Below are 24,995 nucleotides of genomic sequence, written 5' to 3' on the forward strand. Positions count from 1 at the left end.
AGGCTTAACTTGGGCGGTCTGCCTTTGGCAGAGACATGCTTCTGCAATTGCTCAACCATCAAATAGAAAGTTGACCATGAGATGCCTGTGTATCGCTTGAACTGAGGATCAGAAAGCTTGTTTGAATTGATGTATTTCATTCGCAGATTATGCACGAATGCCAAGAAATCCGGAGTGCAAATATCAACCAAAAAGAAGATCGTTTTTTGATTTATGAAAGAGATCTAATTTTGTGAGCCAAATATATAAAACGGATATTAAATTAGGTAAAAATCATTGACTAAAATATTTTTAATTTAATTTCTTAAAACAAAAATTGAAAATTTCTATATAAAGACAAAAATCCACAATATAAATATTATAAAATTAAATAATTGATTATCAGAAATAAATATATATCTAGCTATTATTTTTAAAATAAAAACGGAGCATAAGCTCCGTTTTTATTTAGCAATCAACTCACTCTAACTACTTATTTTCTTTAACCTAATAATAAGTGAGTTTATACTGACTTATTAATGCATTGTTCGTGTATGAGCTTCATGATGGACATCATGACGGCCTAACTTAGTTGCAGTATAGATCAGGTAAATCGCTGATAGACCAACCAAGACATAAATAATTCGAGAAAGAGCGCTCTGCTCACCAAAGATTGCTGCGACCAAGTTAAAGTCGAATGCACCAACTAAGCCCCAATTCAGGCCACCAATAATGGCTAATGCATAGGCGATCCAGTCTAAAGTTCCAAGTCTTCTCATGATTTTTCTCCAAGCTAATGTTTGACTAATTCTCATCCAAAATTATGCAAGCCATAGTAAAATGAATATGTAGTCTTGATGCTAAAAGTCCCTATTCTGTGTTGATCTATGTTGAATAAATGTCATGTTATAAGCATTAAATTTTAATTGGGTTGGTTTTCTTTGAATTGTTCATATTTTACGTAAATCAAATCAGAATTAAGCTTTGAATATTTTATTAATGATATTTAATTTATTGATTTTAATATTTTTTATTTGATTTAAAAACAACTAAAGACTATGAATTATTTCTTCTACATTCTGATTTAATATTCTATCACGAATGGAAAAATTGCTTGTTTAAAAGTATGAGTAATAAATTTCATTAGTTTAGATTTTAATTTTCCGCTCAAAATATTTTCCTATGCAGTAATCAGATATTGAATATCTAAATCCAGTAATTGATAAAAATAGATGAAAGGCAATTATTGTGCTTTTTATCTGAGCAAAGGGATACTTTGATACTGTCTCTCAACAAATATACATTAGGGAAGTTTCTTGCAGATCATCAAGCCTGGATGGTTTCGTTTCAACGAGTTTTAGCTTATAAAATCATCTGCTTCCAGTTTCGCTTTTTTCTTATGTTGATACATATTCTTATCTGCCTCTATTAAGACCTCATGTAGATCTTTAGTCAGCTGACGGACTGCATAGCCAATTGCCACATGAATATTGGCAGCTGCAAATATTTCACTTAAACGATGATATAAAATCGCTGCGTCTTCAGCTTTGGTCTCAGGACATAAGATCGTAAATTCATCCCCACCCATACATGCAATCACATCATTAACACGCATATGTTCTACCAGTACATCTGAAGTACGCTGAATTAACTGGTCTCCTGCTTCGTGTCCAAACTAGTCATTCACCTGCTTTAAATCATTCAGGTCGATGCTAAATATTGCAGCTGGTAAGCCATAACGTTGACAGCGTCCCTCCTCAGCTTCTAACAGCTGATCCCAGGCGCGGCGATTATACAGTCCGGTTAAACTGTCGGTGAGTGCTTCTACCTCATAACGTTCACGTAAACGTCTCTGTTTATTTTCCCGCAATTCACTTTGTAAAATTGAGCTCAATAAACTGCCTAAAAGCGAAATGAGTGCCGCATCTTTTAAAATATCTTCAGAATGGGGCTTATCATCAATAGCGCAAATTGTTCCAAAAATTGATCCATCTTCATTAAATAGTGGCTCACCAATATAAGATTTGATCGACAGTTTGTTATTTATCGGTGCTTTTGAATAGAGTTCGATTTCGTTAGAACATGGCGCTATTTTAGGAGTTTTTCCCTGTACCATGTGATAGCAAAATGAATCCGCCCAACCAAATACTTCGCCTGGCTTAATATCATATTTTTGATTTTCTGCCTGGAGAATAATCCAATCATCATTTTCTACACGAGTGATCATCCATAAGCCAAAACCCAAATGCTGATGAAGATATTGAAGTACCTGCTTGCCCGCTTCTTCAAAATTATGAAATTTTATACTGTGCATGGAGAACACTCAGAATGATGAGTATTTGTAAATACTGCTTAGGGAGATTAAAAAAAGAATTATATAAGAATTGAATCAAAAAATATCCAGATTATTTCTAATAAAATCATTCAGTGAAAGATTAATTCATTATTTATTTGATTAGATTCATATTATTTTAAAAAATAAAAAAGCTGGTCAAATGACCAGCTTTTTTCAAGCTATCGTATTTTTAAGCAGCATAAGCTTTTGCCATTAAGGCTTCAATATCTTCCACAGTTTTGACCACTTTGGCAGTTAATACCAATGGGCCATTTTGAGTCGCAACTACATCGTCCTCAATACGAATTCCGATGCCACGCCATTTTGGATCAACCGTTTCATCATCAGGTGCAATATACAGACCGGGTTCTACAGTCACGACCATACCTTCTTCATAAGGACGCCATTCACCATTTGCCTTATAAGCACCGACATCATGCACGTCCATCCCCAACCAGTGTCCAGTACCATGCATATAGAACTGGCGGAAACTTTCGGTTTCGATAATTTCCTCAATCTTGCCCTGCATAATCCCCAAGTCCAGCAAACCTTGAACCAGAATTCGCACTGCCACATTGTGTGGTTCTTTATAGGAGTTGCCGATCTGAACTGCATTGATCGCAGCAATCTGTGCATCAAGCACGATGTTATAAAGTGCTTTTTGTTCAGGACTGAATTTACCATTTACCGGGAAAGTACGGGTAATGTCGGATGCATAGAACTGATATTCGCAGGCTGCATCAATCAGCACCAGATCACCGTCTTTCAGTTCTTTGTCATTTTCCACATAGTGCAGGATGCAGGCATTTTCACCACCACCGACAATACTGTTATAAGAAGGTACACAGCCATTTTTGCCAAATACATAGTTCAGCTCTGCTTCCAGTGCATATTCCATCATACCCGGACGTACAGTCTGCATCGCTCTGGTATGTGCTTCCGCAGAAATATCTGATGCGATCTGCATCAGTTCAATTTCATTGGCATCTTTATGCAGACGCATTTCATCAACAATACGGTCTAACTGAACGATTTGAGCAGGTGCAGATTTTCCTCGACGGCTTTCACCACTGGCTTGTGCAATCCATTTCGCGACACGCGCATCAAACTCTGCACTATGGCCGACCCGGTAGAATAATTTGTCCTTGTTTTGCAATTTTTCCAGAATTTCTTCATCAAGCAGATCAATCGCATAAGCTTCATCTGCCTCATAGTCATCGACAGCACCATCCACCCCGGCACGATAACCATTCCAGATTTCCATCTCGCGGTCACGTTCACGACAGAATAGACTGTAGGTATAACCTTCTTCTTCGCTGTCAAAGGTTTCGATCACAGCCACAGCTTCTGGTTCAGCAAAGCCCGTCAAATAAAAGAAACTGCTATCGGCACGATATTTATAGTCAGCATCACGGTTACGCAGGGCCACTGGGCTGGTGGCGATAATGGCAATACTGCGTAGTCCTATTTCCCCGGCGAGGATATCACGACGTTCCTGAAATTCTGCTTGTGTCAGTTTCTTCATTGGTCCTTACTTCTTATATCAATGCTGTTCTTGAATATGATTTGATACCAGAGTAAGCCAGAGGATGACTGGACTTATTCCGGTTTTTCTAAAGCTAAATAGCTATAGTTCAGCTTGGGCGATGTGGTGAGAAAATTTCAACTACAGATTGTGCCTGAGCTGGATCCGTAGACTCAGTTTTTACTTTAGCTGTAAAACGTTTCAAAAGTGGCGTTTCCTCAACTTCAACTTTTTTACGACCCACAGACAAACTCACTGGAATCAGACGTACAAATTCGTACAACTCCAGATAGCTTTCCTCACCTTCAGCATCGTCGTCAGAATCTTCAAATTCAACTGCTGCAACATCTTGTAAATGTTCAATCAGTTCCATTTCATCATCACGAATATAGCCTGTTGCCAGACCAAAACCAAGCACTACACCGGCACACCAGTCTGCCAATGCCTGCACACGTTCTGCCAGGCTATGCTCGTCATCTGGAAGTAATGGAAGATAATCCAGCTCATCTTCAGAAAGTGAGTGGAATACGTCTTCTGCTTCACCTGTTAGTAATTCCAATGCTTCCGCATCAAGCTCAGGGACATCTAAAGTTTCCAGAATCTGTAACCATTCTTCGCTACTCGGCGCCTGGGTCACACAAACAATACCGGTAAGCAAACCCTGAAGTTCGCTTGGGCTGGAAATTTCCTCAATTGAAGAAAAATTGCGGTGCCAATCTGACCAACCTGAAATATCGTCTTGCATTCGTTTATCCAATCTCTATACTGCTTATATATTACCTTTGTTTGCAATACTGTGCGACCTCGATATGTTAGAAGAATTACAGCGTCTACAAGTGCATATTGGCGTTTTAAAAACGCGCCTTGCACATCTGGAGAACGAAAACTCCAGCCTGCGTGAAGAACAGGACTCCTCTCTGAGTCAGCATCAAGCCGAAATCATTCAAAAAAACAGCATTATTAGCCAAAAACAACAAGAAAATGACAGTTTAACTGAGCAGTTAGCTGAGTCTCGCTCGCAATATCAACAGCTTAATAATGATGCGACTGCACTCGCAGACCGGTATGGCCGTCTAGAAAAAAGCTGCACCGATCTGAAAAACCGTTTTCAGGAAATTCTGGCTGAGCGTAATGAACTGCGTGCTTTAAAAGAAAAGCTGCTGAATGAACAGCAACAGGCACGTCAGGAAATTCAGCGCCTGCATCAGGAAACTGAGCGTCTGACCCAGAAGAATGAGCATGCTAAAGCCAAGGTTGAAGCGATTATCCAGCGTCTGGCGATTCTGGGCACAGCTCAAGATCATCATGCACAGGAAATTCAGCAATTGGCCCATCCGACTGAAACGACTGAGGAAGCGTCAACATGAGCGAACAGATTGCTATTGATTTAAGAGTAATTGGCCACAGTTTCCGTCTGGCCTCCACCGCAGATCAACGCGAAGAACTTGAACGTGCAGCGCAACTATTGAATGACAAATACGATGAATTTCGCCGTAAAGCACCTCGTATGGAACCAAGCAAACTGGTGATTATGGTAGCGCTAGAACTGATGCAGGAAGTATTGAGCATGAATAAATCACTGCAACAATATGCCCACTGCGAACGTTTGTTACAAACTATTTTAGAAGAAGTTGAAGAACTGACTGAATAAGCAGACTTTTTGTTTAAACTTCATTCGATCAATGGTCAAGTTTACAGTTCCAACACAGCATAGAGTTGCCACATAAACTTTATCGTTTATACTAAGTCTAACTCTGGGATGTTCGCCAGCGGGTCTATTCCCCTGCCGATACTTAAACTTATGGATTGCGTTCTGTATATTTAGAGTGTATGCCCACCTTCGAGTGGGAAACCCAGCAAGTATACGTCGCGTCCACCTTGAACTCATCGGGTTCAGGGTAACGACACATGCAGCGGCATCTTCGGAGTGTTTTATTTTTTGAGAATATGAGCAGCTCAATTCTTGGCAGTATTATAAAAACATTTTAATTTTCAAAATCTAATCTTATTTAACACCATCTTTTATTCAATTAGCTTGATTTCACGCGCCAATTCACCCTCCATTTCAGGTAACACTTTTTGTAAAAATTGAATGGTCGCGGTTGCCTCTTGTACAGAAATCACTTTTACCTTTACCAGCTGTCGCTGCATTTCCAAAATTCTACTTACTTCTCTTAGGTCTGGTTTTCTGCCTTGGCTGAGATGATTCGAAATATCTGCCAATTGCATATAGAGATCATCACGCTTCTGTATGATTTGCTGATTCTGTTGTGCAATTTTCTGCTCATTTTCAAGCATAGGAGTTGGATCAGGTAGCTGTGATTCTTGCTGGATCAAGACGGGCTGTTCATCCAAACTCGAGTGTTCTGCTTTTGCAATACTGTCTTCATCTTTCATTAAAAGAAGCATCAGTGCTAAACCACTGAAGAAGATCATTGCAATACCGATGATCATATTTTTATTGTTATTCAGCATTTCGCGTTTATCCTAAAAATTCATATTAAAACAGCAGAGAGGTTCTCTACTGTTTTAACACTTTTATTTTTATGGGGTAGACCAGTCTTTAGGTGCATAACCAATACGAACCCGTTGCGGATGATTGCCTACAGGCACGCTCATCACTTTATTGCCTGTAGCAAAATCAATCACTGTCACTACATCTGTTTCACTTTCAGAAATGACACAGTTTTTGCCATCTGGGCTTAGGGTAGCCCAATATGGTTTACCGGCTGGAATTAAAGGACCGGCTGTTAAGGTTTTACGATTCACAATAGTGGCGTAATTATCCATTGTCCCTGCAACACAGAGTTTTTCACCATCGCCACTAATTGAAAGTCCGTGGTGGCGGGAATCATTGACCCATTTGGTACGATCACTTGGAATCGTACTGCTGCCTGGCAGCTGACCGATACGGGTAATTTTGTCCTGATTTAGGTCATATTCAATCAGACCATTAAAGAAAGAGACCTGCGCATAGATTTTGCTTTCATCCTTACTCAAGACCATTGGACGAACTGAATTGGACAAATCTTTACGCCCAAATTTATCTAAAGCTGGCCGGAAATCAATTTTCTTTAAAACCTTAAAAGTATTTGCATCGGCAATAGTGATAAAACGTTTACCCTTAGTAAAGTCCTGCCATTGGGCATCCATGGATGTTTCGACATTACCGATTGCAGAATTCAGGATTTTATTTCCACCATTAAAGTAGATATTTTCATGGGGTTTATCCCCTGTCGCGAAGCGTCCTAATTCCTTGCCTGTATTGATATCCAGGACATGTACCACATTGCCCGAGGATGCAGAAACAGCCACGCGCTGTCCATCTGGTGAAACTGCCATATGGTCTGCCCGGAAGCCTTCGACTGGTGTACGCCAGTTAATTTTGCCAGTTTTGATATTAATTGATACCACATCGGCAAAACTTGGACGTGAAGCCACAACGGACTGACCGTCTGGTGTGGAATACATATCATCTACCAGCTGATCATTACCTTCCCCTGCCGTCGCCTGGATATAAGTATAAGCAATTAATTTGATTGGATTAAGATGGATCTCAAGTAAGCGCTCTTTGCGATCCGGAATCATATTAATCACCCCGACTTTACCAAAATCACCTGATGGACGGATCACCGTGACTGTACCATCCCAGTTATTACCGACAAAAAAAACCTGTTGTGTATTCGGTGGTGCGGGCAAGTTAGGCACTGCAGCATAGCTTAATCCTGCCAGCATGCTACCGAGACCAAAAAATAGTTGTGTAAACCGTGTTAATGGCTTGATTTTATTATTCAATCCTGAATTGTTTTTTATATTATTCTTGAGTTGAGTTTTAGCTCTTCGACCAGGGCAAAACTTCAAGCTGTTCCAATATACAAAGGTATTTGGATTGTTGGGGAAGTTTCCGATAAATAAATTAATTCTATGTATATTAATAAAATATTTTTCAATACTCGACTAGCTGTGAAAATTCTTAGTCATCACCTGCTTTTACTCAAAATTTATCTTCTTTAGGTCTTCTTTTTTACTTTTTTCTTTTCCTGCCTTAGACTTATGCTCAGCACCATCTAAAGTTCAGATAATTTATGTATACGACCGTTCAGGAACTCCGAAAAAAAATCCGCCAAGCCCGTCGTCGCATTTCCCGATTTGAACAAAAAAAATCTGCCCAGCAGGTGCTAAATCTGCTTAGATCAAATTCTCAATTTATTCACTCACAGCATGTCGGTCTTTACTTAGATGCTTTTGGTGAAATTCGCACTCAGCAAATTATTGAATATTGTTTCTCTGTCGATAAAAAAGTCTATTTGCCAGTGATCTGTAACATGAATCAGCGATTAGAATGGGTACGGATTAACAAACACCTATACCGAAACAAGCGTTTTTTCCATCACCGTTTAGGCATGCGTGAACCTATGCAAAGTCGTGGTTTGCATGTATCAAAACTTGATTTATTAATTATGCCGTTATTGATCTGTGACTATCGAGGTACCCGGATCGGGATGGGTGGTGGGTATTATGACCGTACCTTGGCGACAGCGTATAAAAAACCCTATCGTCTTGGTTTGGCACATGATTTACAGCTTGTAGAAACATCATTACCCCGGGAAAAATGGGATCAGCCTGTAGATGCACTTTTAACTCCTACACGCTTATTACATTTTAAGCGTTTGTAAATCAATTCATTGACTAAGTTACTTTTAAATCAAATAATTAGTCAATAATTATACAATTTCATCTGAACGGCCCTTGTAATTTTAAAAATACCCATCACTATAAAATACATGGCAACATCGTTGTCACTCATTAGGAGTGCCCATGTCTGAAATTATTATGAATGAAGAAAGCTTTGAGCCTCAGGTTCCAAGTGTATTACCACTTTTAGCGTTACGTGATGTAGTGGTATATCCACACATGCAAATCGCGCTATTTGTCGGTCGTGAAAAATCGATCAATGCAGTTGATGTGGCTCGTAACAGTGACAATCTGGTATTTGTGGTTGCGCAAAAAGATTCGCTTACAGAAGAAATTGATCACGACAACTTATATCAATACGGTACTGTCGCGAAGATTGTGCAGGTTGTGAATCATGAAAATGATGAAAACTGTATCAAGGTACTCATTGAAGGCCTTTATCGTGCCAAATTAACTAAAATCATTGATGACACTGATTATCTGACTGCTGAACATGAGCTTAGTCCGATCACTGTCAAGATGGACAATGATACTCAGGATACCCGTGTAGAGGAACTGCGTGCGTTATTTGCCCAGTATGCAGAAGCGAAGTTACGTAATGCACGTGAACTGATTGCAGCTGCAAATAAAATTGAAGACTTGCTTCAGTTATTGTTCTTCGTGGCAACCCGTGTACCGCTGAACATCGAAATCAAGCAAAAATTCCTTGAGCACGATGAGTTTGAAGCACATCTAACTGAACTCATGACTTATTTATTGCAACAGTCTGAAGAACAGCAGATTGAGCAAACCCTGCATGATTCAGTTAAACGCCAAATGGAAAAGAATCAGCGTGAATATTTCCTGAATGAAAAAATGAAGGTGATTCAACGCGAACTTTCTGACCTGAATGGCGGTGCAGAAGATGATGTCGCTGAGATTGAAAAACGTCTGGCTGAAGCAGACCTGCCTGAGCACGTACGTAAAAAAGCGGAAGCTGAGTTCCGCAAGCTGAAAGCAATGCAACCTGCATCAAGTGAAGCTGCGGTTGTTCGCAACTATCTTGAAGTGATCTTAGATACACCTTGGAATAAAGCGAGCAAAGTCAGCATTAACCTGAACAAGGCTCAGGAAATTCTGGATGCTGATCATTATGGTCTGAATGATGTCAAAGATCGTATTGTGGAATATCTGGCAGTTCAGTCACGTGTGAAAAAACTGCGTGGCCCGATTCTATGTCTAGTAGGTCCTCCGGGTGTAGGTAAAACCTCTCTGGGTGAATCTGTTGCCAAAGCAACTGGTCGTGAATTCGTGCGTATGGCCCTAGGTGGTGTACGTGATGAAGCTGAGATCCGTGGTCACCGTCGTACTTATATCGGTGCGATGCCAGGTAAAATTGTGCAGTCTTTAACCAAAGTTGGTGTAAAAAACCCACTGTTCTTGCTTGATGAAATCGACAAGATGGCTCAGGACTACCGTGGTGACCCTGCTTCTGCACTGCTTGAAGTACTAGATCCATCACAAAATAGTAAGTTCAACGATCATTACCTGGATCTGGATCTGGATCTGTCTGAAGTGATGTTCATCTGTACTGCGAACAGCATGAATATTCCGGAAGCTTTGCTTGACCGTATGGAAGTGATTCGTCTACCGGGTTATACCGAAGATGAAAAAGTCAATATTGCTGAACGCTATCTTGTTCCGAAAGCAATCAAGAACAATGGTTTACGCAGCAAAGAATTGACCATTCATGAAGAGGCGATTCGCGACATCGTACAGCGTTATACCCGCGAAGCTGGTGTGCGTAGCCTGGAACGTGAAGTTTCTAAAATTGCCCGTAAGGTAGTTAAAGAAGCGGTGAGCAAGAAAGCGAAAAATCTTCAGCTTGAAGTGAATTCGAACAACTTGCCAGAGTACCTGGGTCCTCACAAATTCGATTTCGGCATGGCTGAAGAAGAACCAGAAGTGGGTCGCGTAAATGGTCTGGCTTGGACTTCGGTTGGTGGTGAGTTACTGACAATTGAAGTAGCAGCGGTTCCGGGTAAAGGTAAATTCATTACTACCGGTTCTCTCGGTGATGTGATGAAAGAATCGATTACCGCCGCGATGACCGTAGTACGTACGCGTGCAGCTGAATTGGGTATCGAAGCTTCCCGCTTTGAAGAAACCGATGTACACGTACATTTACCTGAAGGTGCGACACCGAAAGATGGCCCATCTGCTGGTCTGGCACTAACCACTGCTCTCGTGTCTGCATTCACAGGTATTACGATTCGTCCTGATATCGCGATGACCGGTGAAACCAGCTTACGTGGTCGTGCGATGCGTATCGGTGGTCTGAAGGAAAAACTGCTTGCTGCTCACCGTGGTGGGATCAAGCTGGTATTCATTCCGCAAGACAACGTACGTGACTTGGCTGAAATTCCTGAAAATGTGAAAGAAGGTCTGGAAATCAAAGCCGTGAAATCAATCGATGAGATTTTACCATTGGCACTTACCTCTATGCCGAAAGCATTGGTAAAAACCCCAATTGTAAAAGCGACTGATGAATCTAAAGCCGCACGTCACTAAGTGATCTGCTCATAAAAAAAACCTGCTCCGGCAGGTTTTTTTTATTATCTCTACCTAAATTTTATGGATTTAGAACGGTTTGCATCAATCCGTCTACCACATAAGCCATTTTTTTCAGATCCAGTTTATCTAGAGTGTCCTGCTCAGTGTTGTAATAAGGATAACGGTAATGAGCTGTGTCACTGATCAGTACAGTTGGAAAATTCTGCTTGGCATAACTGAGATAGCCCGAATAATCCAGTCCCTGCATAAAAGTAGGAATAATAAAACGTTCACACTCTAAACGCTGACGCGTCTGCATAGCTTCGCAAAATTTTCCTGTAAGTCCTACTGAACTTAGATGTCCAATACTGGCAATATAATTGGCATGCCGAGGATAAAACCATTTTAGAGTTGCCTGATAACTCTGTACCAGATTTTCATCATAGTAACCAATAGAGTCCAGTACAAAGACGCCACGTATTTTCTGCTTTTGTTTTCTCAATGACTTGGCATGGATCGCACTGCCCATATGCTCTGTGTTGAGATACGGCGGTTCTTCCAGACCATAGAAAACAAACTCGATATTATTTTTCAGTTTATTTTTTTGCAGGGCCAACAATCGTGCAGCTTCCACCACTCCTACGACGCCAGAAGCATTATTATTCGCACCGAGATGATTGGCAAAAACATCATAGTGAGCACCAATAACGATTTTATCTTTGGCTTTTATATTGAGCTGGCAAACCAGATTGCGATAGCCCTGACTATTCACAATATAGCTTTGAAATTGACACGGGATACCAAAGCGTCGCATCTGCTCTTTCAACCAACCGGATACCCGGTTCAGTTCAGCCGTATTCTTGTGATTTCTAAATTCATCCACATTCAGGATCTGGCTAAAGTAAAGCTCGAAATTTTTGACTTGAGCATTTCTGGCTGGATTGGCCCAGGCCCAGCTCGGGAAGATTAAAGACAGACTGATCAGCAAACCCAGATAACTTTTTCTTAAAATGGCTACAATCCGCATTTGTTATTATTTCCATGACATGATCAAGCAGAAACTTGAACTCTGGATATTTATGCAGCAGTGCTTTTTCTAATGCAATTTCAATTTGTTTCTATATTCAACTTCATGTTGTTTCATCGTTATAATAAGCACTTCTGAACTACACGATGTCTGTATGAAAATCCGTATTCTGACCATTGGTCAAAAAATGCCAGCTTGGGTGCTCACTGGTTTTGAAGATTATTTCAAGCGCATACAGCCATTTGTTCAAACACAAATCATTGAATTGCCGATGGCGAAACGTGGCAAGAATGATTCAGAAGCCGACATCCTGAAATATCGTAATATCGAAGGCGATAGTATCCTGAATGCATTAAAGTCAAATGAAACCCTGATCGCACTGGAAGTCGGCGGTCGTGAATTCAGTACCGAAAAACTGGCTGAAACCATGAAAGGCTGGATGCTGGAAGGTAATGATGTGGCTTTAGCCATTGGTGGGCCGGATGGTCATTCTGAAGCGGTACGTAAGGCAGCTGCATGGCACTGGTCACTATCCAAACTGACCTTGCCGCATCCCCTGGTTCGTGTCATGCTGATTGAACAGTTGTACCGTGCCATGAGCATTAATCATAATCACCCTTATCACCGTGCGGGTTAAGGTGAGAATTGGCTATTGTTCTATTTCCGCAACGAATTGTTGAACAATCTCCCCTCCTTACTTCGCTTGCTTTCATGCATTATTGAAGACATCTTCCAGATGTGGCTTGAACTATGAACTTACAAACGCTTCCCGGCCTGTTTATCTCCCATGGCTCTCCAATGCTTGCCCTGAATCCTGAACAGGTAGGTCCAGCACTGGAGCGTTTAAGTGTCAATTTGCCACGTCCAGAGGCAATCATTGTAATGTCTGCCCACTGGGAAAGTAATGCACTGGAAGTAAATACCGGTATTCGTCCAGAAACCTGGCATGATTTCCGTGGCTTCCCGCCTCAACTATATCAACTACGTTATCCTGCGCCGGGTCAACCAGAACTGGCTGAACAGATTCTCGGCTTGCTGTCTGAAGCTGGCTTTAGCGCCTATGCCAATAATTCACGCCCGCGTGATCATGGCGTGTGGATGCCACTGCTACATATGTATCCGGATGCAGATATTCCGGTGGTAGAAATTTCCCTGCCCATCAACCTGACTGCACATGACATTTATAAAATTGGTCAAACGCTAGCCCCCCTGCGTGAGCAGCAGGTCCTATTGATTGGTTCAGGCAGTATCACGCATAACCTGCGAGAGCTGGATCGTACTGGACTATCCAATATTGTTCCAGAATGGGCCTCAACCTTCCGCAATTATGTGGTAAGCAAACTCGCTCATAGTGACTATGAAGCAGTATTGGATTGGCCAAGTATTCCTTACCTGGAACGTAATCACCCGACCCTGGAACACTTTGCACCGATTTTCTTTGCAATGGGAACTGGTACCCGTTTCAGTCTGGTGCATAGCAGCTTTAGCATGGGTTCACTGGGTATGGATATCTATCGTTTTGACTAGGATTTAAAGGCTCTATCTGAGCCTTTTTTCTTAGGTCTAAGAAAATCTTCCTGTCTTATTTTACTCATCATGCAATTTTCATGGATACATTTTGCTACCTAAAGCTTCAGAATGTATCCATATTTTTTAAAAATGAATCGTTTAAGCTTAAGTCTGATTTATTTGCTTCATGACTATTCAATCAATGAAATTAAAATACTTAATTATTGCATTATTCCCTTTAACCCTTGCAGCTTGTCAGTCCAATGATGTCCAAAAAGTAGGAGATCTTGCCGTGTCTGTATTACAGCAACAAAATGCCGCCAATACTTTGAGTGCTTATGAATGGCACATTGATACCGGTGCAAAAGAACATATGGTACTGAGCTTCCATGATGAGAATCGTTTTAGTGTCACTACCAGCTGCAATAGCTTGGGTGGTAGCTGGAAAATCTCTGAGGGTCAGCTGGAAACTGGCACCCTAATCTCAACCATGAAAGCTTGTGATACCAATGCCATGCAACAGGAAAAGCTGGCAGGCGAAATTTTTAATGATGCCCGTATTCCATTTAGCTTAAATACCAGTGATGCTCAAAATCCGGTTTTGACTCTGACCGTAAACAGAAAGGCTTACGTCTTCACAGGGAAGATGACGCCAGAAGCCCGTTATAATGGTCAGGCTGATATCATTTTCCTGGAAATTTCTCCTAAAACCAAAGCTTGTACGGGTGTAGCACAGCAAACCTGCCTTCAGGTGCGCGAAGTCAAATACAATGAGCAGGGCTTAAAAACTCAGGTCGATAAAGATTGGAACCTGTTCTATGACCAAATCGAAGGCTTCCAGCATACGCCAAATGAGCGTCAGGTAATTCGCGTAAAACGCTTTGAAATCAAGAATCCGGCAGCAGATCAGTCTAAATATGCCTATATATTTGATATGGCCGTCGAGCGTGAAGCAGTAAAAGGCTCGCTATAAAATATTTTTATAACAGAGACAAAAAAACCGAGGCGATGGCCTCGGTTTTTTTAAAGCTTAAACTAAGTCAGACTTAGAATACGCCTTGAGCAAGCATTGCATCAGCAACTTTTACGAAGCCCGCAATGTTTGCACCGTCAACATAGTTCACAGTACCGTCTTCTTTAGTACCGAATTTCACACAGTTACGGTGAATTTCTTTCATGATTGCATGAAGACGTTCATCAACTTCTTCGAAAGTCCAGCCAAGACGCAATGCATTTTGAGACATTTCAAGACCAGAAGTTGCCACACCACCTGCATTCGATGCTTTACCTGGAGCGTAAAGGATTTTCGCTTCAACGAATTTCTCTACAGCACCTAGAGTAGATGGCATGTTTGCACCTTCAGCAACACAGATTGCACCGTTTGCAAGAAGTTTAGCAGCATCATCAGCATCTAGTTCGTTTTGAGTTGCACATGGAAGCGCGATATCACACTTAATACCCCAAGGACGTTGACCTTCAAGGTATTCGAAACCGTGTTTAGACGCGAACTCAGAGATACGACCACGCTTAACGTTTTTCAGTTCCATCACTTCAGCAAGAAGTTCATCAGTGAAACCGTCTTTAACATAAACAGTTCCCGCAGAGTCAGATAGAGAAACGACCTTAGCACCTAAGAACATTGCTTTTTCAGCAGCGTACTGCGCAACGTTACCTGAACCAGAAATGGTCACGACTTTATCTTTGAAGCTATCGCCACGAGTTTTCAGCATTTCCTCAGCGAAATACACAGTACCGTAACCAGTTGCTTCAGGACGAGCCAATGAACCACCGAAAGACAAGCCTTTACCAGTGAATACGCATGAAGTGTCATTACTGAGCTTCTTCATCATACCCGCCATATAACCTACTTCACGGCCGCCTACACCAATGTCACCCGCAGGGATATCAGTATTAGAACCAAGGTGACGGTAAAGCTCGATAATTAACGCTTGGCAGAAACGCATGATTTCGCCTTCTGACTTGCCTTTAGGATCAAAGTCAGAACCACCTTTACCACCGCCCATAGGCAAAGTAGTCAAAGCATTTTTAAACGTTTGTTCAAAGCCCAGGAATTTCAGAATTGAAAGGTTCACAGATGGGTGGAAACGCATACCACCTTTAAATGGACCAATCGCTGAGTTGTACTGTACGCGGAACGCACGGTTTACTTGAGTTTGACCTTGGTCATCTACCCAAGAAACGCGGAACTGGATCGCACGCTCTGGTTCAACTAGACGTTCTAGTAAACCGTGAGCTGCATATTGTGGGTTCTTTTGAATGAACGGCCACAAGCTTGTCATCACTTCTTCTACAGCTTGAAGAAATTCTGGTTGATGTGCATCACGTGTTTTAACGTAATCTAGGAACTCATTAAGTGTGTTGTATTTCAACGCTTAATCCTCAGCAGAAAATGGATCAAAATTGGTCAAATTTACAATCAATGTTAAATTTTGGCGCAAAATATTAAATATCTTTTGTAACTAATCTACAATACTTTTTTTAAAAATAGTTTAAATTTAATTTGATAACAATTATTTATATTGATTATGAATATTTTTTCTGTGTGCTTAAATGCCAATTGAATCAATGCTTAATTGTTAATTTATGCCTGATAATAATGCACAAAGTGACCCTTATTCGTGCATAACTTAGTTCCTTAAAAACATGTTAAAATCATTAAATTGACATATTTTGTTTCATTCACTCTAAGGCTCAGCCTGAGCAGCCTAGGTTATTCATGAATTCGCAAATCTCTCTAGTCCAGTCTATTGATGCTTTATTGCCCCAAACCCAGTGCGGTCTATGTGGTCATCGTGATGGCTGCCTACCCTATGCCCAGTCCATTGCCGAGGGAGAAGAAGCCAACAAATGTGTACCCGGTGGACAGCCGGTGGCAGATGCCCTCGCCAGATTGTTAAATCGTCCTAAACTTAGTGTTGAGCCAAGTGTCTGGCCCATTCAGGCTGATGGGCGTCCTCAGCGCATGAAGGCAGTGATTCGTGAAGATGAATGCATTGGCTGTACCAAATGCATTAGTGCCTGCCCGGTCGATGCCATTATTGGCTCAGGAAAACTGATGCATACGGTACTGACAGATTTGTGTACTGGCTGCGAACTGTGTATTCCACCCTGCCCGGTCGACTGTATTGATCTGGTGGAAGATACCCATCCACTCATGTCAGATGAACAGCATGTGCAGGAACAGAATGATCTGCGCCAACGTTACTATGCACATATCCAACGTGAGGAAAAACGCCGCATTGACCGTAAAGGTCCTGTGGTACGTGCTGAAATCAATACCGAACTATTTGCCGAGTTCTCTGCACAAAGTCAAAATGTACCCGTGATTGAAGTGGTGGAAAAGCCAAATGAGGATGGATTGATTCAAGACGCCAAAACTACGATTGAGCTGGCCAAACTGCGTACCCAGATCAAGAAACTTGAGAAACAGCTGTCTGTCCGCGAAGATACAGGTAAACGCACCCAGCTTGCCGAACTAATGCAGCAATTACAGGATTTACAGGGATAAGATAATGACAAGCATGAGCGGCAAACCTGTAAAGAACATGACCAGAAAACAGATTCAGACTTTTTTTGAACGCTTACGTGAACAACGTCCGAATCCAAAAACTGAACTGAATTATTCTAATCCTTTCGAATTACTGGTCGCAGTGACACTCTCGGCACAAGCAACTGATGTCAGCGTCAACAAGGCGACTGACAAGCTATTTCCTGTTGCAAATACGCCAGAAGCGATTTATGCCCTTGGCGTGGATGGGCTGAAGGAATATATCAAAACCATCGGGCTGTATAACTCCAAGGCAGAAAACGTGATTAAAGCCTGTGAGATGCTGATCAAGAAACATAACAGCGTGGTACCGGATAATCGTGCTGATCTGGAAGCTTTACCGGGCGTAGGTCGTAAAACTGCAAATGTGGTACTGAATACTGCCTTTGGCCAACCGACAATGGCGGTCGATACCCATATTTTCCGGGTGGGTAACCGGACTGGCTTGGCTGTGGGTAAAAATGTGCTTGAGGTTGAACATCGTCTGGTTAAGGTGATTCCCAAAGAATTTATTATTGATTCGCATCATTGGCTAATTTTGCATGGGCGTTATTGCTGTATTGCACGCAAACCAAAATGTCATGAATGTGTGGTCGCTGATGTCTGTAACTGGCCGGACCGTTTCGACTTTGGCGCACTCAAACCAATTGCAGTTAAAAATATTGACTGATCCCTTAAATAAAAAAGCTGAACTCTGGTTCAGCTTTTTTTGTCTCGTTCAGCAGATAAGAATGCTTATTTTTGCTTTTCCTCTAACTGCTGCTGCATTTTCTTGCGCTGCTCTAATTCAGCCTGTAATTTCGGGTGCAATTGTCGCTCTGGAGTTTTGCCTCTATTTTCGATTTTTTCCTGTTTCTGCACTTTTTTTAGCATTCGGTAGCTCATGACCAGAAGGCCTGCTAGAACAACCAAGAACACCACCATGAGTAATAACAAACCAATTTTCACAGTCGTAATTCCTTTAAAGACGCAGAAATAAAAAGAGCCCTAATATGACTTAGGGCTCCCTGAATGTCAAAATTATCGTGAAATGATTATTTTGACTGATCCAGAATCGTGAACAGATCCGCTTGAACTTGTTCAATTGGACGTAGACCGTTCAATTTGTCATAAGTCGGTGCATTTTCACCTGATGCAGCACGGCCTTGATAGAAGCCAACCAGCTGTTCAGTTTCAGTATGGTAAGAACCTAAACGCTTACGAATAGTTTCTTCCTGGTCATCAGGGCGTTGAACCAGATCTTCACCAGTTTCATCATCTTTACCTTCCACTTTTGGTGGGTTGTAAACAATGTGGTAAACACGACCAGAAGCCGGGTGCTGACGGCGGCCAGAAAGACGTTGCACGATTTCTTCGTCCGGTACATCAATTTCAATCACGTGATCGATGTTGATGCCTTCGTTTTCAAGTGCTTCAGCTTGTGGAATAGTACGCGGGAAGCCATCAAAGATGCAGCCATTTACACAGTCAGGCTGTGCAATACGTTCTTTAACCAGACCAATGATCAACTCATCAGAAACCAAACCGCCATTGTCCATGACGCTTTTAGCTTTTAAACCTAACTCAGTTCCTTCACGAATTGCAGCACGGAGCATATCACCGGTTGAAATTTGTGGGATATTGTAGCGCTTACAGATCAACTGAGCTTGTGTACCTTTACCTGCTCCAGGTGGTCCGAGTAAGATAATGCGCATATATAAACATCCTCATTTTTTAACAATGTATAGGACACCAAATGTCTGGACATCCCCAAAGGTATCCAGCATTTCAGCGTCTCGTTATAAGAAAGCCACAAACAAATGGATTAAACCCGCGACAAAGCCGGTTACTCCACCCAATACAATCAGAATCCACTCATCTTCCTGAAACGCAGGTCGTAAAAGATTCTGAAACTCCTTCGGTGTTAACTCGCGTATGCGGTCTCTAAACATTTGATAGATTTTCTGTGCACGGCTCGCATTAAACGCAGGGTCGCATACAGGCACCATCGTAATTTCAATTGAGCGATCGATCAAGTCTGTCTTGAGTTTTGCATACTCTCTTGGCCCCAAGGATAGCTGTAAAGAGGTGCGAACCAATGGAGTTTCCATAATTTCGTTAATGTGACGCTTGACGATCCGGCGGGTTTTTTCTTTCTTACCACCATACATCATTTCTGTCATGATCGATTTTAACGTAATCAGATCTTCTGTCACTACACTTGCGAAGACGTCAGAGACTTCTTCCTGACGTTTCATAAAAGCACCTTGTATGTTATAGGTGCCAATACGTGGAATAACCGGTTTGATCCATGGAAACTTGCGGCTCTGCGTGCGAGCGAAGAACTGCGGGTATTTCACATAGTGTGGTTCTATTGGATTGAAGACCATCCAGATGGCGATCCAGTTGGTCAGGAAACCCCAAATTGCTGCCCAGAATGGTACGGTCCAGTGCCAAGGCACCACGAACCATACGATCATCTGGAACAGACCAAAGAACATACCAATTAAAGCACTGATATGCCAGATAAAGTTAATCTCTTTCTGTCCAACCTTTAGGAACATGCGTACCATCAGACGGCGGTCACCCTCCATTTGACTGACCACCATGTCACGCATATCCACAAGTGACTCGACGTTCATGGTCAGCTCAGTCACTAATTCGCGCAACACATCCGGCAACTGTTTGTGTGCCTGGGAATAAATACGGCGCTTGATAGAATACGGCAAGTTTTCCCACAAAACTGCATTACGGTCGATCATGACCTCATCAATCAGATGTTCAAGTTCGAAACCGACCTGTTCACCGATGATGCGTGCCATATCATCCGGGTCCATCGCCTGTAGAAATTCCTGGATCGATCCCAGTTTAGACAAGGTATTGTCTGTGATAATTCCTGAAATTCTTCCTGCTTTGCGTGGCACAATGCCCTGCCAGCCGACAGGCAATGGACCAATATGGAATCCCCAGAACGTGATTGGATAGAACACCATTTTCAGGGCCATCCATACGTGTGCCCAGGTAACGAATGCAGTGACAGGAATGATACTGAGCACAGCCCAGAAATCTGGACGCATCAGAAAGGCTTGCCACAACTCGTTAACGTACTCAAGCATGTATAACTTCCATATTTAATTCTTTGTTCACAGAATACAATTTTCTTATCAAGTCGAATATTTTCTCTATAAACCGATACTTAAAGTATAGGAAAATTGTAGTTGAGGTTCGATTTCGGCCACAACATGTCCACTTCGGCTTTTCATTTCCTCACCAGCACCGATTCCAACACTGAAGGTACTGATTCGTTCTGAACTCAGCATGACATAGGATAAATCTACGCCCCCACCCAGACGTGCTTCATATTCTCCATCTACTTTCTTACTCTGGATATGTCCGGCATAAGCCCCGACATAATACCCATTTTTATCTTTTCCTGTGAGGTGTGCCGGGTACCGAAAGCCAACTTGTGCACCAAATGGCTTGTCATCGTCCAGAAAAACACCACCTTTGACATATGCGATTCCATACGGATTCACCCACTCAGTATTCAGATGAATCATATTCCGGGTAAATCCTGCTCCCACATTCCAGGTACTTGCCTGACTATCGCTCAGTTTTGCTTCAGATCTATACGTAGAATCATCTGCATAAGCCGTATTTGCGATGAAAGCAAATGCCAGCAAAGGGTATAATTTATTCATTCCTTTTCACCAATATCCTTGATTCATTATAGTTTTAAGGTATCGTTCTTTTTTTATTCAATTTGGACTTTAGCAGAATTATCAACACAGTTGTATACAACTGCAGACAATTTTAATGTCTGCAAAGTCAACGTTTAGCAGATGGGTAGCCCACTCGTATTTCAATATCCAAACCAGGTCAGTTGGGTTAGAATAACGCACTTTCATTCCTATCCGTGTTCAGGTCTAAGTCGATCTCGTATGAAGCAGCATTTTCCATTAAAAAATGTACAGCAAGAAAAACGCATTTATCGCAATCGTGTGTTTTTCTCGATTGGCTTGGTCATCATCTGCATGCTGCTACTAATCAGCCGCTATGCCTATTTGCAGATTGTCAGCTTCGATGAGTTCAACACGGCTTCTGACCAGAACCGTATCCGCCTGCAACCACTTGCGCCTGCACGTGGCTATATCTATGACCGCAACGGCGTCCTTTTGGCAGATAACTATCCGGTATTTACCGCGACCTTAAGTCGTGCCGATGTTGAGGATATTGATGATACGATTAAGCGCCTGATCCCGATTCTGGAACTGAACGAAGAAGATATCGAGCGTTTTAATAGCCGGATTAAAACCGCAAAAAAAACAGAACGTGTTTCTATCAAACTGAATCTGACCGAAACCGATATTGCCCGCTTTAGTGAAATTAAGCACCTGTTCCCAGGGGTAAAAATTGATACCCAGATGACCCGTTACTATCCACATGGTGAATTGTTTGCACATGTGATTGGTTACGTGGGCCGTATCAATGACAAAGAATTAAAAAGTATTGATAAGGACCTTTACGCGGGTACCAACCTGATCGGGAAAATCGGGGTCGAAAAATCCTATGAAGAGCTGCTCCACGGTGTTCCAGGAAATGAATCAGTCGAAGCAGATGCACATGGTAATGTGCTGCGTCATCTTGGACGTAAGGATCCGGTACGCGGGAATGACCTGTTTTTATCTTTAGATTATGGCCTGCAAATGGTTGCTTCCGAGCAACTGGCGGGACGTCGTGGCGCTATTGTTGCCATGGATCCAGGTACAGGGGAAATTTTAGCACTGGTTTCTAGCCCAAGTTTCAACCCGAACCTGTTTGTAACCGGAATCAGCACCAAAGATTATTCTTACTTACGTGATAACCTTGATCAGCCGTTGTATAACCGGGCGGTGCAAGGAACTTATCCTCCAGGTTCGACCATTAAACCGATGTTTGGCCTGGGTGGCCTTCATTATGGCCTGGTCGATTGGGATACAGCGATTTCCGATCCCGGCTATTTTACTTTACCGGGTGATAGTCACCGTTTCCGCGACCACAAGAAAACTGGTCATGGTACTGTAAATCTGCATAAAGCCCAGGTGGTTTCCTGCGATACCTATTTCTATGTCATGTCCTATCGTATGGGCATTGAACAGATGAATGACTGGATGCGTCAGTTTGGTTTTGGTGAAAAAACGGGGGTAGATTTACCAAGTGAAAGCTCTGGTCTGTACCCAAGTCCTGAATGGAAAATGCGTACCCGCAAATCTAAATGGTCACGTGGTGAAACGATTTCTGTGAGTATTGGTCAGGGTGCCTTTACAGCAACACCATTACAGCTAGCGATGGCAACAGCAATTACTGCCAACCATGGCAATAAAGTCGTACCGCATGTCTTGCGTGAAAGCCGTGGCGCCAAAGCATTTAAAGTCCATAATGGTACCCATGGCAAGATCGATTTTAATGGTAAAGAAGAAGACTGGTTCAAAATGCGCGACGCCATGGTTGATGTTATTCAGTCGGGTACGGGTCGCGGTATTAAAGGCGGCCTGCAATATAGTATTGCCGGTAAAACCGGCACAGCACAGGTAAAAAGTATTGCGCAGGGTAAACGCTACAATGAAGCCCTGCTGACTGATCGCCAGCTTGACCATGGTCTGTTTGTCGGTTTTGCTCCTGCAGAAAAGCCTGAAATTGCCATTGCAGTCATTCTGGAGAATGGCCGCGGCGGTAGTGCAGCCACTGCACTCGCCCGCCCTATTTTTGATTACTGGTTACTGCATAAAGATAAGAATCCGGTACGCCCACTCAATCATCAATTAAGTGGGGGACTGATGACCGCCGGTATTAAACCTGGCGAGCTACCAAGTGGTGCAAGTATGCTTAGCCCTGATGCTGCGGCAACACCTAACAGCACGGATGCACCACAAACTTCCTCAAACGCAACATCGAATACATCTCGTTCGAGCTCATCTGCAAACTCTGCACCAGCTGTAGAAGGAGATTAATATATGAAAAATCAGCTACGAATTATTGGTGGTGACTGGAAACGCCGTCAGCTAGCCTTTGCCAGTATTGACGGTTTACGTCCCACCCCAGACCGTGTCCGTGAAACCCTGTTTAACTGGCTGATGTGGGATGTACAGAATGCCAAGGTGCTGGATATCTGTGCCGGTTCTGGTGCTTTGTCCTTGGAAGCACTTTCCCGCGGTGCGACTAGCGTGGTGATGATTGAACCGGATCGTACTCAGGCACAATTTCTGAGCCAGAATCTGGAGCTGCTTCAAGTCACCAAAGCACGTGCACAACTGAAAGTAACCACGGCGCAACAGGCTTTGCAAACTTTGAAAGATCAATTTGATCTGGTCTTTTTAGACCCGCCTTACAGCTTGGACTTATGGACTTCTCTGGCTGAACTTGCTGATCCGCTAATCAAACCTGAAGGCCTGATTTATGTCGAAGCAGATCGGGATTTAAATACTTTGCAGCTCCCCTCTTCTTGGCAACTGATTAAAAATACCAAAGCTGGGACAGTACGTGCAGGCTTATATCAGAAAAAGTAAATGAACATTTGCACAATAAATATTAAAAAAGGATTCCTATATGGAATCCTTTTTTGTGAAATGTAAATTATAAACAGCTGATCTCTTAACGGCGATCACGCCAGTCACGGTCTTCCCGATCACGTTTCCAATCACGATGATCTCTATCTTTCCAGTCCCGGTCACCATGGTTACGGTCATAATGTCCATTACGGTCACGATGGCCACGATAATCATCATCCCAAGGATCGACCATACAACCGGTTAAAGCCACTGCCAGCACAGATGACAGTAATATCATTTTTTTCATTTTCATCACCTCTTCCTTCCTGCACTCTGCCAGTATCAAGCGATTTCATGGAGAGTGCACGCAGCCATTGTTGGTCTCCTGTACCGATTTGTTTGCTTTTATTCACCATTAAAACAATTCAACTATCTTCAAATAAATTATTTATCTGAACTTCGACTAAGCTGTGCACAAATACAGCTAAATATTAGCTTGGCTTTTTCAGCAATCTTTTGAATACTGCTGGCTTTATTTATTGACTGATCAGAATGACTTGGCTGTTATTTATTTTAGGTGCAATGATCGCAGGATTTGTACAAGGTCTTACCGGTTTTGCCTTCGCTTTAATTGCCATGTCATTTTGGGTATGGGTACTCAGCCCTCAAGTTGCTGCCCCCCTGCTTGTGTTTGCTTCGATTTGGAGCCATGTTATTTCATTATCGAATGAACAAAAGCATGTTCATTTGTATAAAGCACTTTATTTACCGTATTTAATTGCCGGACTGATCGGCGTCCCGCTCGGCACCTGGTTACTGAATATCATTGAGGCACATACTTTCCGTATCTTACTGGGTATGTTCCTCGTGATCTGGTGTCCACTCATGTTGTTGAATCCTCAGATTCGACTGATTCAACATTCAGGCAAAACTGCAGATGCCAGTATCGGTTTGGTAGGTGGCATTTTAGGTGGCTTGGGGGGATTTTGTGGTTCCGTACCTTCTGCCTGGTTAATGCTCAAACAGCTCCCCAAAGATCAGCAGCGCTATATTTTACGTCATTTTAATTTCGCCATTCAGATGTTTACCTTGGCAGCCTATCTATATCAGGGCAATTTAAATCAGAGTCACTTGCCCTATATGGCTGTACTGATTCTTGCAGTCAGTATTCCTGCTATTTTGGGTGCACGATTATTCCATCACATTTCAGAACTGCACTTTAAGCAAATTGTTCTTGGACTACTCTTCAGTTCAGGATGTTTCCTGCTGCTTAAAGAGTTGATCCATTAAACTGTTCCAAAAAGGCCAAAGTCTTGTCC

Annotated in this window: 24 protein-coding genes, 1 other RNA gene and 1 pseudogene; 13 read left to right on the forward strand and 13 right to left on the reverse strand. The window is 42.3% G+C overall.

The window, feature by feature from the left end; all coding sequences use genetic code 11:
- Positions 1-515 precede the first annotated feature (515 nt).
- From C3420_RS04510 to C3420_RS04525, 4 genes and pseudogenes are all read right to left on the reverse strand, one after another.
- Positions 516-758, reverse strand: coding sequence for a DUF378 domain-containing protein (locus tag C3420_RS04510; protein WP_004810720.1), 243 nt, complete (start codon positions 756-758; stop codon positions 516-518).
- A 578-nt stretch (positions 759-1,336) separates the two neighbouring features.
- A pseudogene (locus C3420_RS04515) lies at positions 1,337-2,293 on the reverse strand (diguanylate cyclase).
- A gap of 211 nt (positions 2,294-2,504) precedes the next feature.
- Complete coding sequence (gene pepP / locus C3420_RS04520; RefSeq protein ID WP_103800623.1) at positions 2,505-3,839, reverse strand: Xaa-Pro aminopeptidase; 1,335 nt, start codon at positions 3,837-3,839, stop codon at positions 2,505-2,507.
- A gap of 109 nt (positions 3,840-3,948) precedes the next feature.
- On the reverse strand, positions 3,949-4,584 hold the full coding sequence (locus C3420_RS04525) for a UPF0149 family protein (RefSeq protein WP_103800624.1): 636 nt from the start codon (positions 4,582-4,584) through the stop codon (positions 3,949-3,951).
- 64 nt (positions 4,585-4,648) lie between these two features.
- Between C3420_RS04525 and C3420_RS04530 the strand changes: the two genes are divergently transcribed.
- The 3 genes from C3420_RS04530 to ssrS all read left to right on the forward strand — a co-directional run bounded on the left by C3420_RS04530 (position 4,649) and on the right by ssrS (position 5,772).
- On the forward strand, positions 4,649-5,206 hold the full coding sequence (locus tag C3420_RS04530; RefSeq protein ID WP_004810729.1) for a hypothetical protein: 558 nt from the start codon (positions 4,649-4,651) through the stop codon (positions 5,204-5,206).
- Complete coding sequence (locus C3420_RS04535; protein ID WP_004810731.1) at positions 5,203-5,490, forward strand: cell division protein ZapA; 288 nt, start codon at positions 5,203-5,205, stop codon at positions 5,488-5,490. The genes C3420_RS04530 and C3420_RS04535 overlap by 4 nt, the downstream gene beginning before the upstream one ends.
- Positions 5,491-5,587: 97 nt before the next feature.
- Positions 5,588-5,772: non-coding RNA, 6S RNA (gene ssrS, locus C3420_RS04540), on the forward strand.
- A gap of 89 nt (positions 5,773-5,861) precedes the next feature.
- Here ssrS and C3420_RS04545 read toward each other — a convergent pair.
- Both C3420_RS04545 and C3420_RS04550 read right to left on the reverse strand, forming a co-directional pair.
- A complete protein-coding gene (locus C3420_RS04545) occupies positions 5,862-6,314 on the reverse strand; it encodes a hypothetical protein (protein ID WP_005221315.1) in 453 nt (150 codons plus the stop codon).
- A gap of 69 nt (positions 6,315-6,383) precedes the next feature.
- Positions 6,384-7,574 carry a YncE family protein gene (locus C3420_RS04550; protein ID WP_228152932.1) on the reverse strand — a complete coding sequence of 397 codons (1,191 nt, stop codon included), beginning with the start codon at positions 7,572-7,574 and terminating at the stop codon, positions 6,384-6,386.
- A 350-nt stretch (positions 7,575-7,924) separates the two neighbouring features.
- Between C3420_RS04550 and C3420_RS04555 the strand changes: the two genes are divergently transcribed.
- Both C3420_RS04555 and lon read left to right on the forward strand, forming a co-directional pair.
- Positions 7,925-8,515 carry a 5-formyltetrahydrofolate cyclo-ligase gene (locus C3420_RS04555; RefSeq protein ID WP_103800626.1) on the forward strand — a complete coding sequence of 197 codons (591 nt, stop codon included), beginning with the start codon at positions 7,925-7,927 and terminating at the stop codon, positions 8,513-8,515.
- A 142-nt stretch (positions 8,516-8,657) separates the two neighbouring features.
- A complete protein-coding gene (lon, locus tag C3420_RS04560) occupies positions 8,658-11,084 on the forward strand; it encodes an endopeptidase La (protein WP_103800627.1) in 2,427 nt (808 codons plus the stop codon).
- Positions 11,085-11,145: 61 nt separating this feature from the next.
- Here lon and C3420_RS04565 read toward each other — a convergent pair whose 3' ends face one another.
- Positions 11,146-12,093 carry a M28 family peptidase gene (locus C3420_RS04565; RefSeq protein WP_103800628.1) on the reverse strand — a complete coding sequence of 316 codons (948 nt, stop codon included), beginning with the start codon at positions 12,091-12,093 and terminating at the stop codon, positions 11,146-11,148.
- A 154-nt stretch (positions 12,094-12,247) separates the two neighbouring features.
- On the opposite strand from C3420_RS04565, the gene rlmH reads away from it, so the two are divergent.
- The 3 genes from rlmH to C3420_RS04580 all read left to right on the forward strand — a co-directional run bounded on the left by rlmH (position 12,248) and on the right by C3420_RS04580 (position 14,575).
- On the forward strand, positions 12,248-12,730 hold the full coding sequence (rlmH, locus tag C3420_RS04570; RefSeq protein ID WP_103800629.1) for a 23S rRNA (pseudouridine(1915)-N(3))-methyltransferase RlmH: 483 nt from the start codon (positions 12,248-12,250) through the stop codon (positions 12,728-12,730).
- A 113-nt stretch (positions 12,731-12,843) separates the two neighbouring features.
- Positions 12,844-13,620, forward strand: coding sequence for a dioxygenase (locus C3420_RS04575; RefSeq protein WP_103800630.1), 777 nt, complete (start codon positions 12,844-12,846; stop codon positions 13,618-13,620).
- A gap of 184 nt (positions 13,621-13,804) precedes the next feature.
- Positions 13,805-14,575 (forward strand): META and DUF4377 domain-containing protein, encoded by a 771-nt coding sequence (locus C3420_RS04580; RefSeq protein ID WP_213064667.1) that lies wholly within the window; start codon positions 13,805-13,807, stop codon positions 14,573-14,575.
- 73 nt (positions 14,576-14,648) lie between these two features.
- Here the strand turns inward: C3420_RS04580 and gdhA are convergent, their stop codons facing one another.
- The gene (gene gdhA / locus C3420_RS04585) at positions 14,649-15,992 is read right to left on the reverse strand and encodes an NADP-specific glutamate dehydrogenase (RefSeq protein ID WP_004810752.1); all 1,344 of its coding nucleotides are present in this window, start codon (positions 15,990-15,992) and stop codon (positions 14,649-14,651) included.
- A 347-nt stretch (positions 15,993-16,339) separates the two neighbouring features.
- Here gdhA and C3420_RS04590 point away from each other — a divergent pair, with 347 nt between their 5' ends.
- Together C3420_RS04590 and nth are read left to right on the forward strand one after the other, a co-directional pair.
- Positions 16,340-17,131 carry an RnfABCDGE type electron transport complex subunit B gene (locus C3420_RS04590; RefSeq protein ID WP_103800632.1) on the forward strand — a complete coding sequence of 264 codons (792 nt, stop codon included), beginning with the start codon at positions 16,340-16,342 and terminating at the stop codon, positions 17,129-17,131.
- A gap of 4 nt (positions 17,132-17,135) precedes the next feature.
- A complete protein-coding gene (nth, locus tag C3420_RS04595; protein ID WP_004810755.1) occupies positions 17,136-17,840 on the forward strand; it encodes an endonuclease III in 705 nt (234 codons plus the stop codon).
- Between the two features lie 65 nt (positions 17,841-17,905).
- Here the strand turns inward: nth and C3420_RS04600 are convergent, their stop codons facing one another.
- From C3420_RS04600 to C3420_RS04615, 4 genes are all read right to left on the reverse strand, one after another.
- Positions 17,906-18,118: a hypothetical protein gene (locus tag C3420_RS04600; protein WP_004810756.1), complete on the reverse strand. Its 213-nt coding sequence runs from the start codon at positions 18,116-18,118 to the stop codon at positions 17,906-17,908.
- 86 nt (positions 18,119-18,204) lie between these two features.
- Positions 18,205-18,864, reverse strand: a complete 660-nt coding sequence (gene adk / locus C3420_RS04605) for an adenylate kinase (protein ID WP_103800633.1) — start codon at positions 18,862-18,864, stop codon at positions 18,205-18,207.
- 84 nt (positions 18,865-18,948) lie between these two features.
- Positions 18,949-20,265, reverse strand: coding sequence for a hypothetical protein (locus C3420_RS04610; RefSeq protein WP_004893578.1), 1,317 nt, complete (start codon positions 20,263-20,265; stop codon positions 18,949-18,951).
- A 66-nt stretch (positions 20,266-20,331) separates the two neighbouring features.
- Positions 20,332-20,850, reverse strand: a complete 519-nt coding sequence (locus C3420_RS04615) for a hypothetical protein (protein ID WP_004893576.1) — start codon at positions 20,848-20,850, stop codon at positions 20,332-20,334.
- A 240-nt stretch (positions 20,851-21,090) separates the two neighbouring features.
- Here C3420_RS04615 and mrdA point away from each other — a divergent pair, with 240 nt between their 5' ends.
- Both mrdA and rsmD read left to right on the forward strand, forming a co-directional pair.
- A complete protein-coding gene (gene mrdA, locus C3420_RS04620; RefSeq protein ID WP_103800634.1) occupies positions 21,091-23,139 on the forward strand; it encodes a penicillin-binding protein 2 in 2,049 nt (682 codons plus the stop codon).
- A gap of 3 nt (positions 23,140-23,142) precedes the next feature.
- Positions 23,143-23,694, forward strand: coding sequence for a 16S rRNA (guanine(966)-N(2))-methyltransferase RsmD (gene rsmD, locus C3420_RS04625; protein WP_103800635.1), 552 nt, complete (start codon positions 23,143-23,145; stop codon positions 23,692-23,694).
- Positions 23,695-23,779: 85 nt separating this feature from the next.
- Here the strand turns inward: rsmD and C3420_RS04630 are convergent, their stop codons facing one another.
- Positions 23,780-23,983 (reverse strand): hypothetical protein, encoded by a 204-nt coding sequence (locus tag C3420_RS04630; RefSeq protein WP_004810769.1) that lies wholly within the window; start codon positions 23,981-23,983, stop codon positions 23,780-23,782.
- Positions 23,984-24,228: 245 nt separating this feature from the next.
- On the opposite strand from C3420_RS04630, the gene C3420_RS04635 reads away from it, so the two are divergent.
- Positions 24,229-24,966 (forward strand): sulfite exporter TauE/SafE family protein, encoded by a 738-nt coding sequence (locus C3420_RS04635; protein ID WP_103800636.1) that lies wholly within the window; start codon positions 24,229-24,231, stop codon positions 24,964-24,966.
- The last annotated feature ends 29 nt before the right edge of the window (positions 24,967-24,995 follow it).

This window comes from Acinetobacter sp. ACNIH3 (assembly GCF_002918965.1).
Classification (GTDB): domain Bacteria; phylum Pseudomonadota; class Gammaproteobacteria; order Pseudomonadales; family Moraxellaceae; genus Acinetobacter; species Acinetobacter schindleri.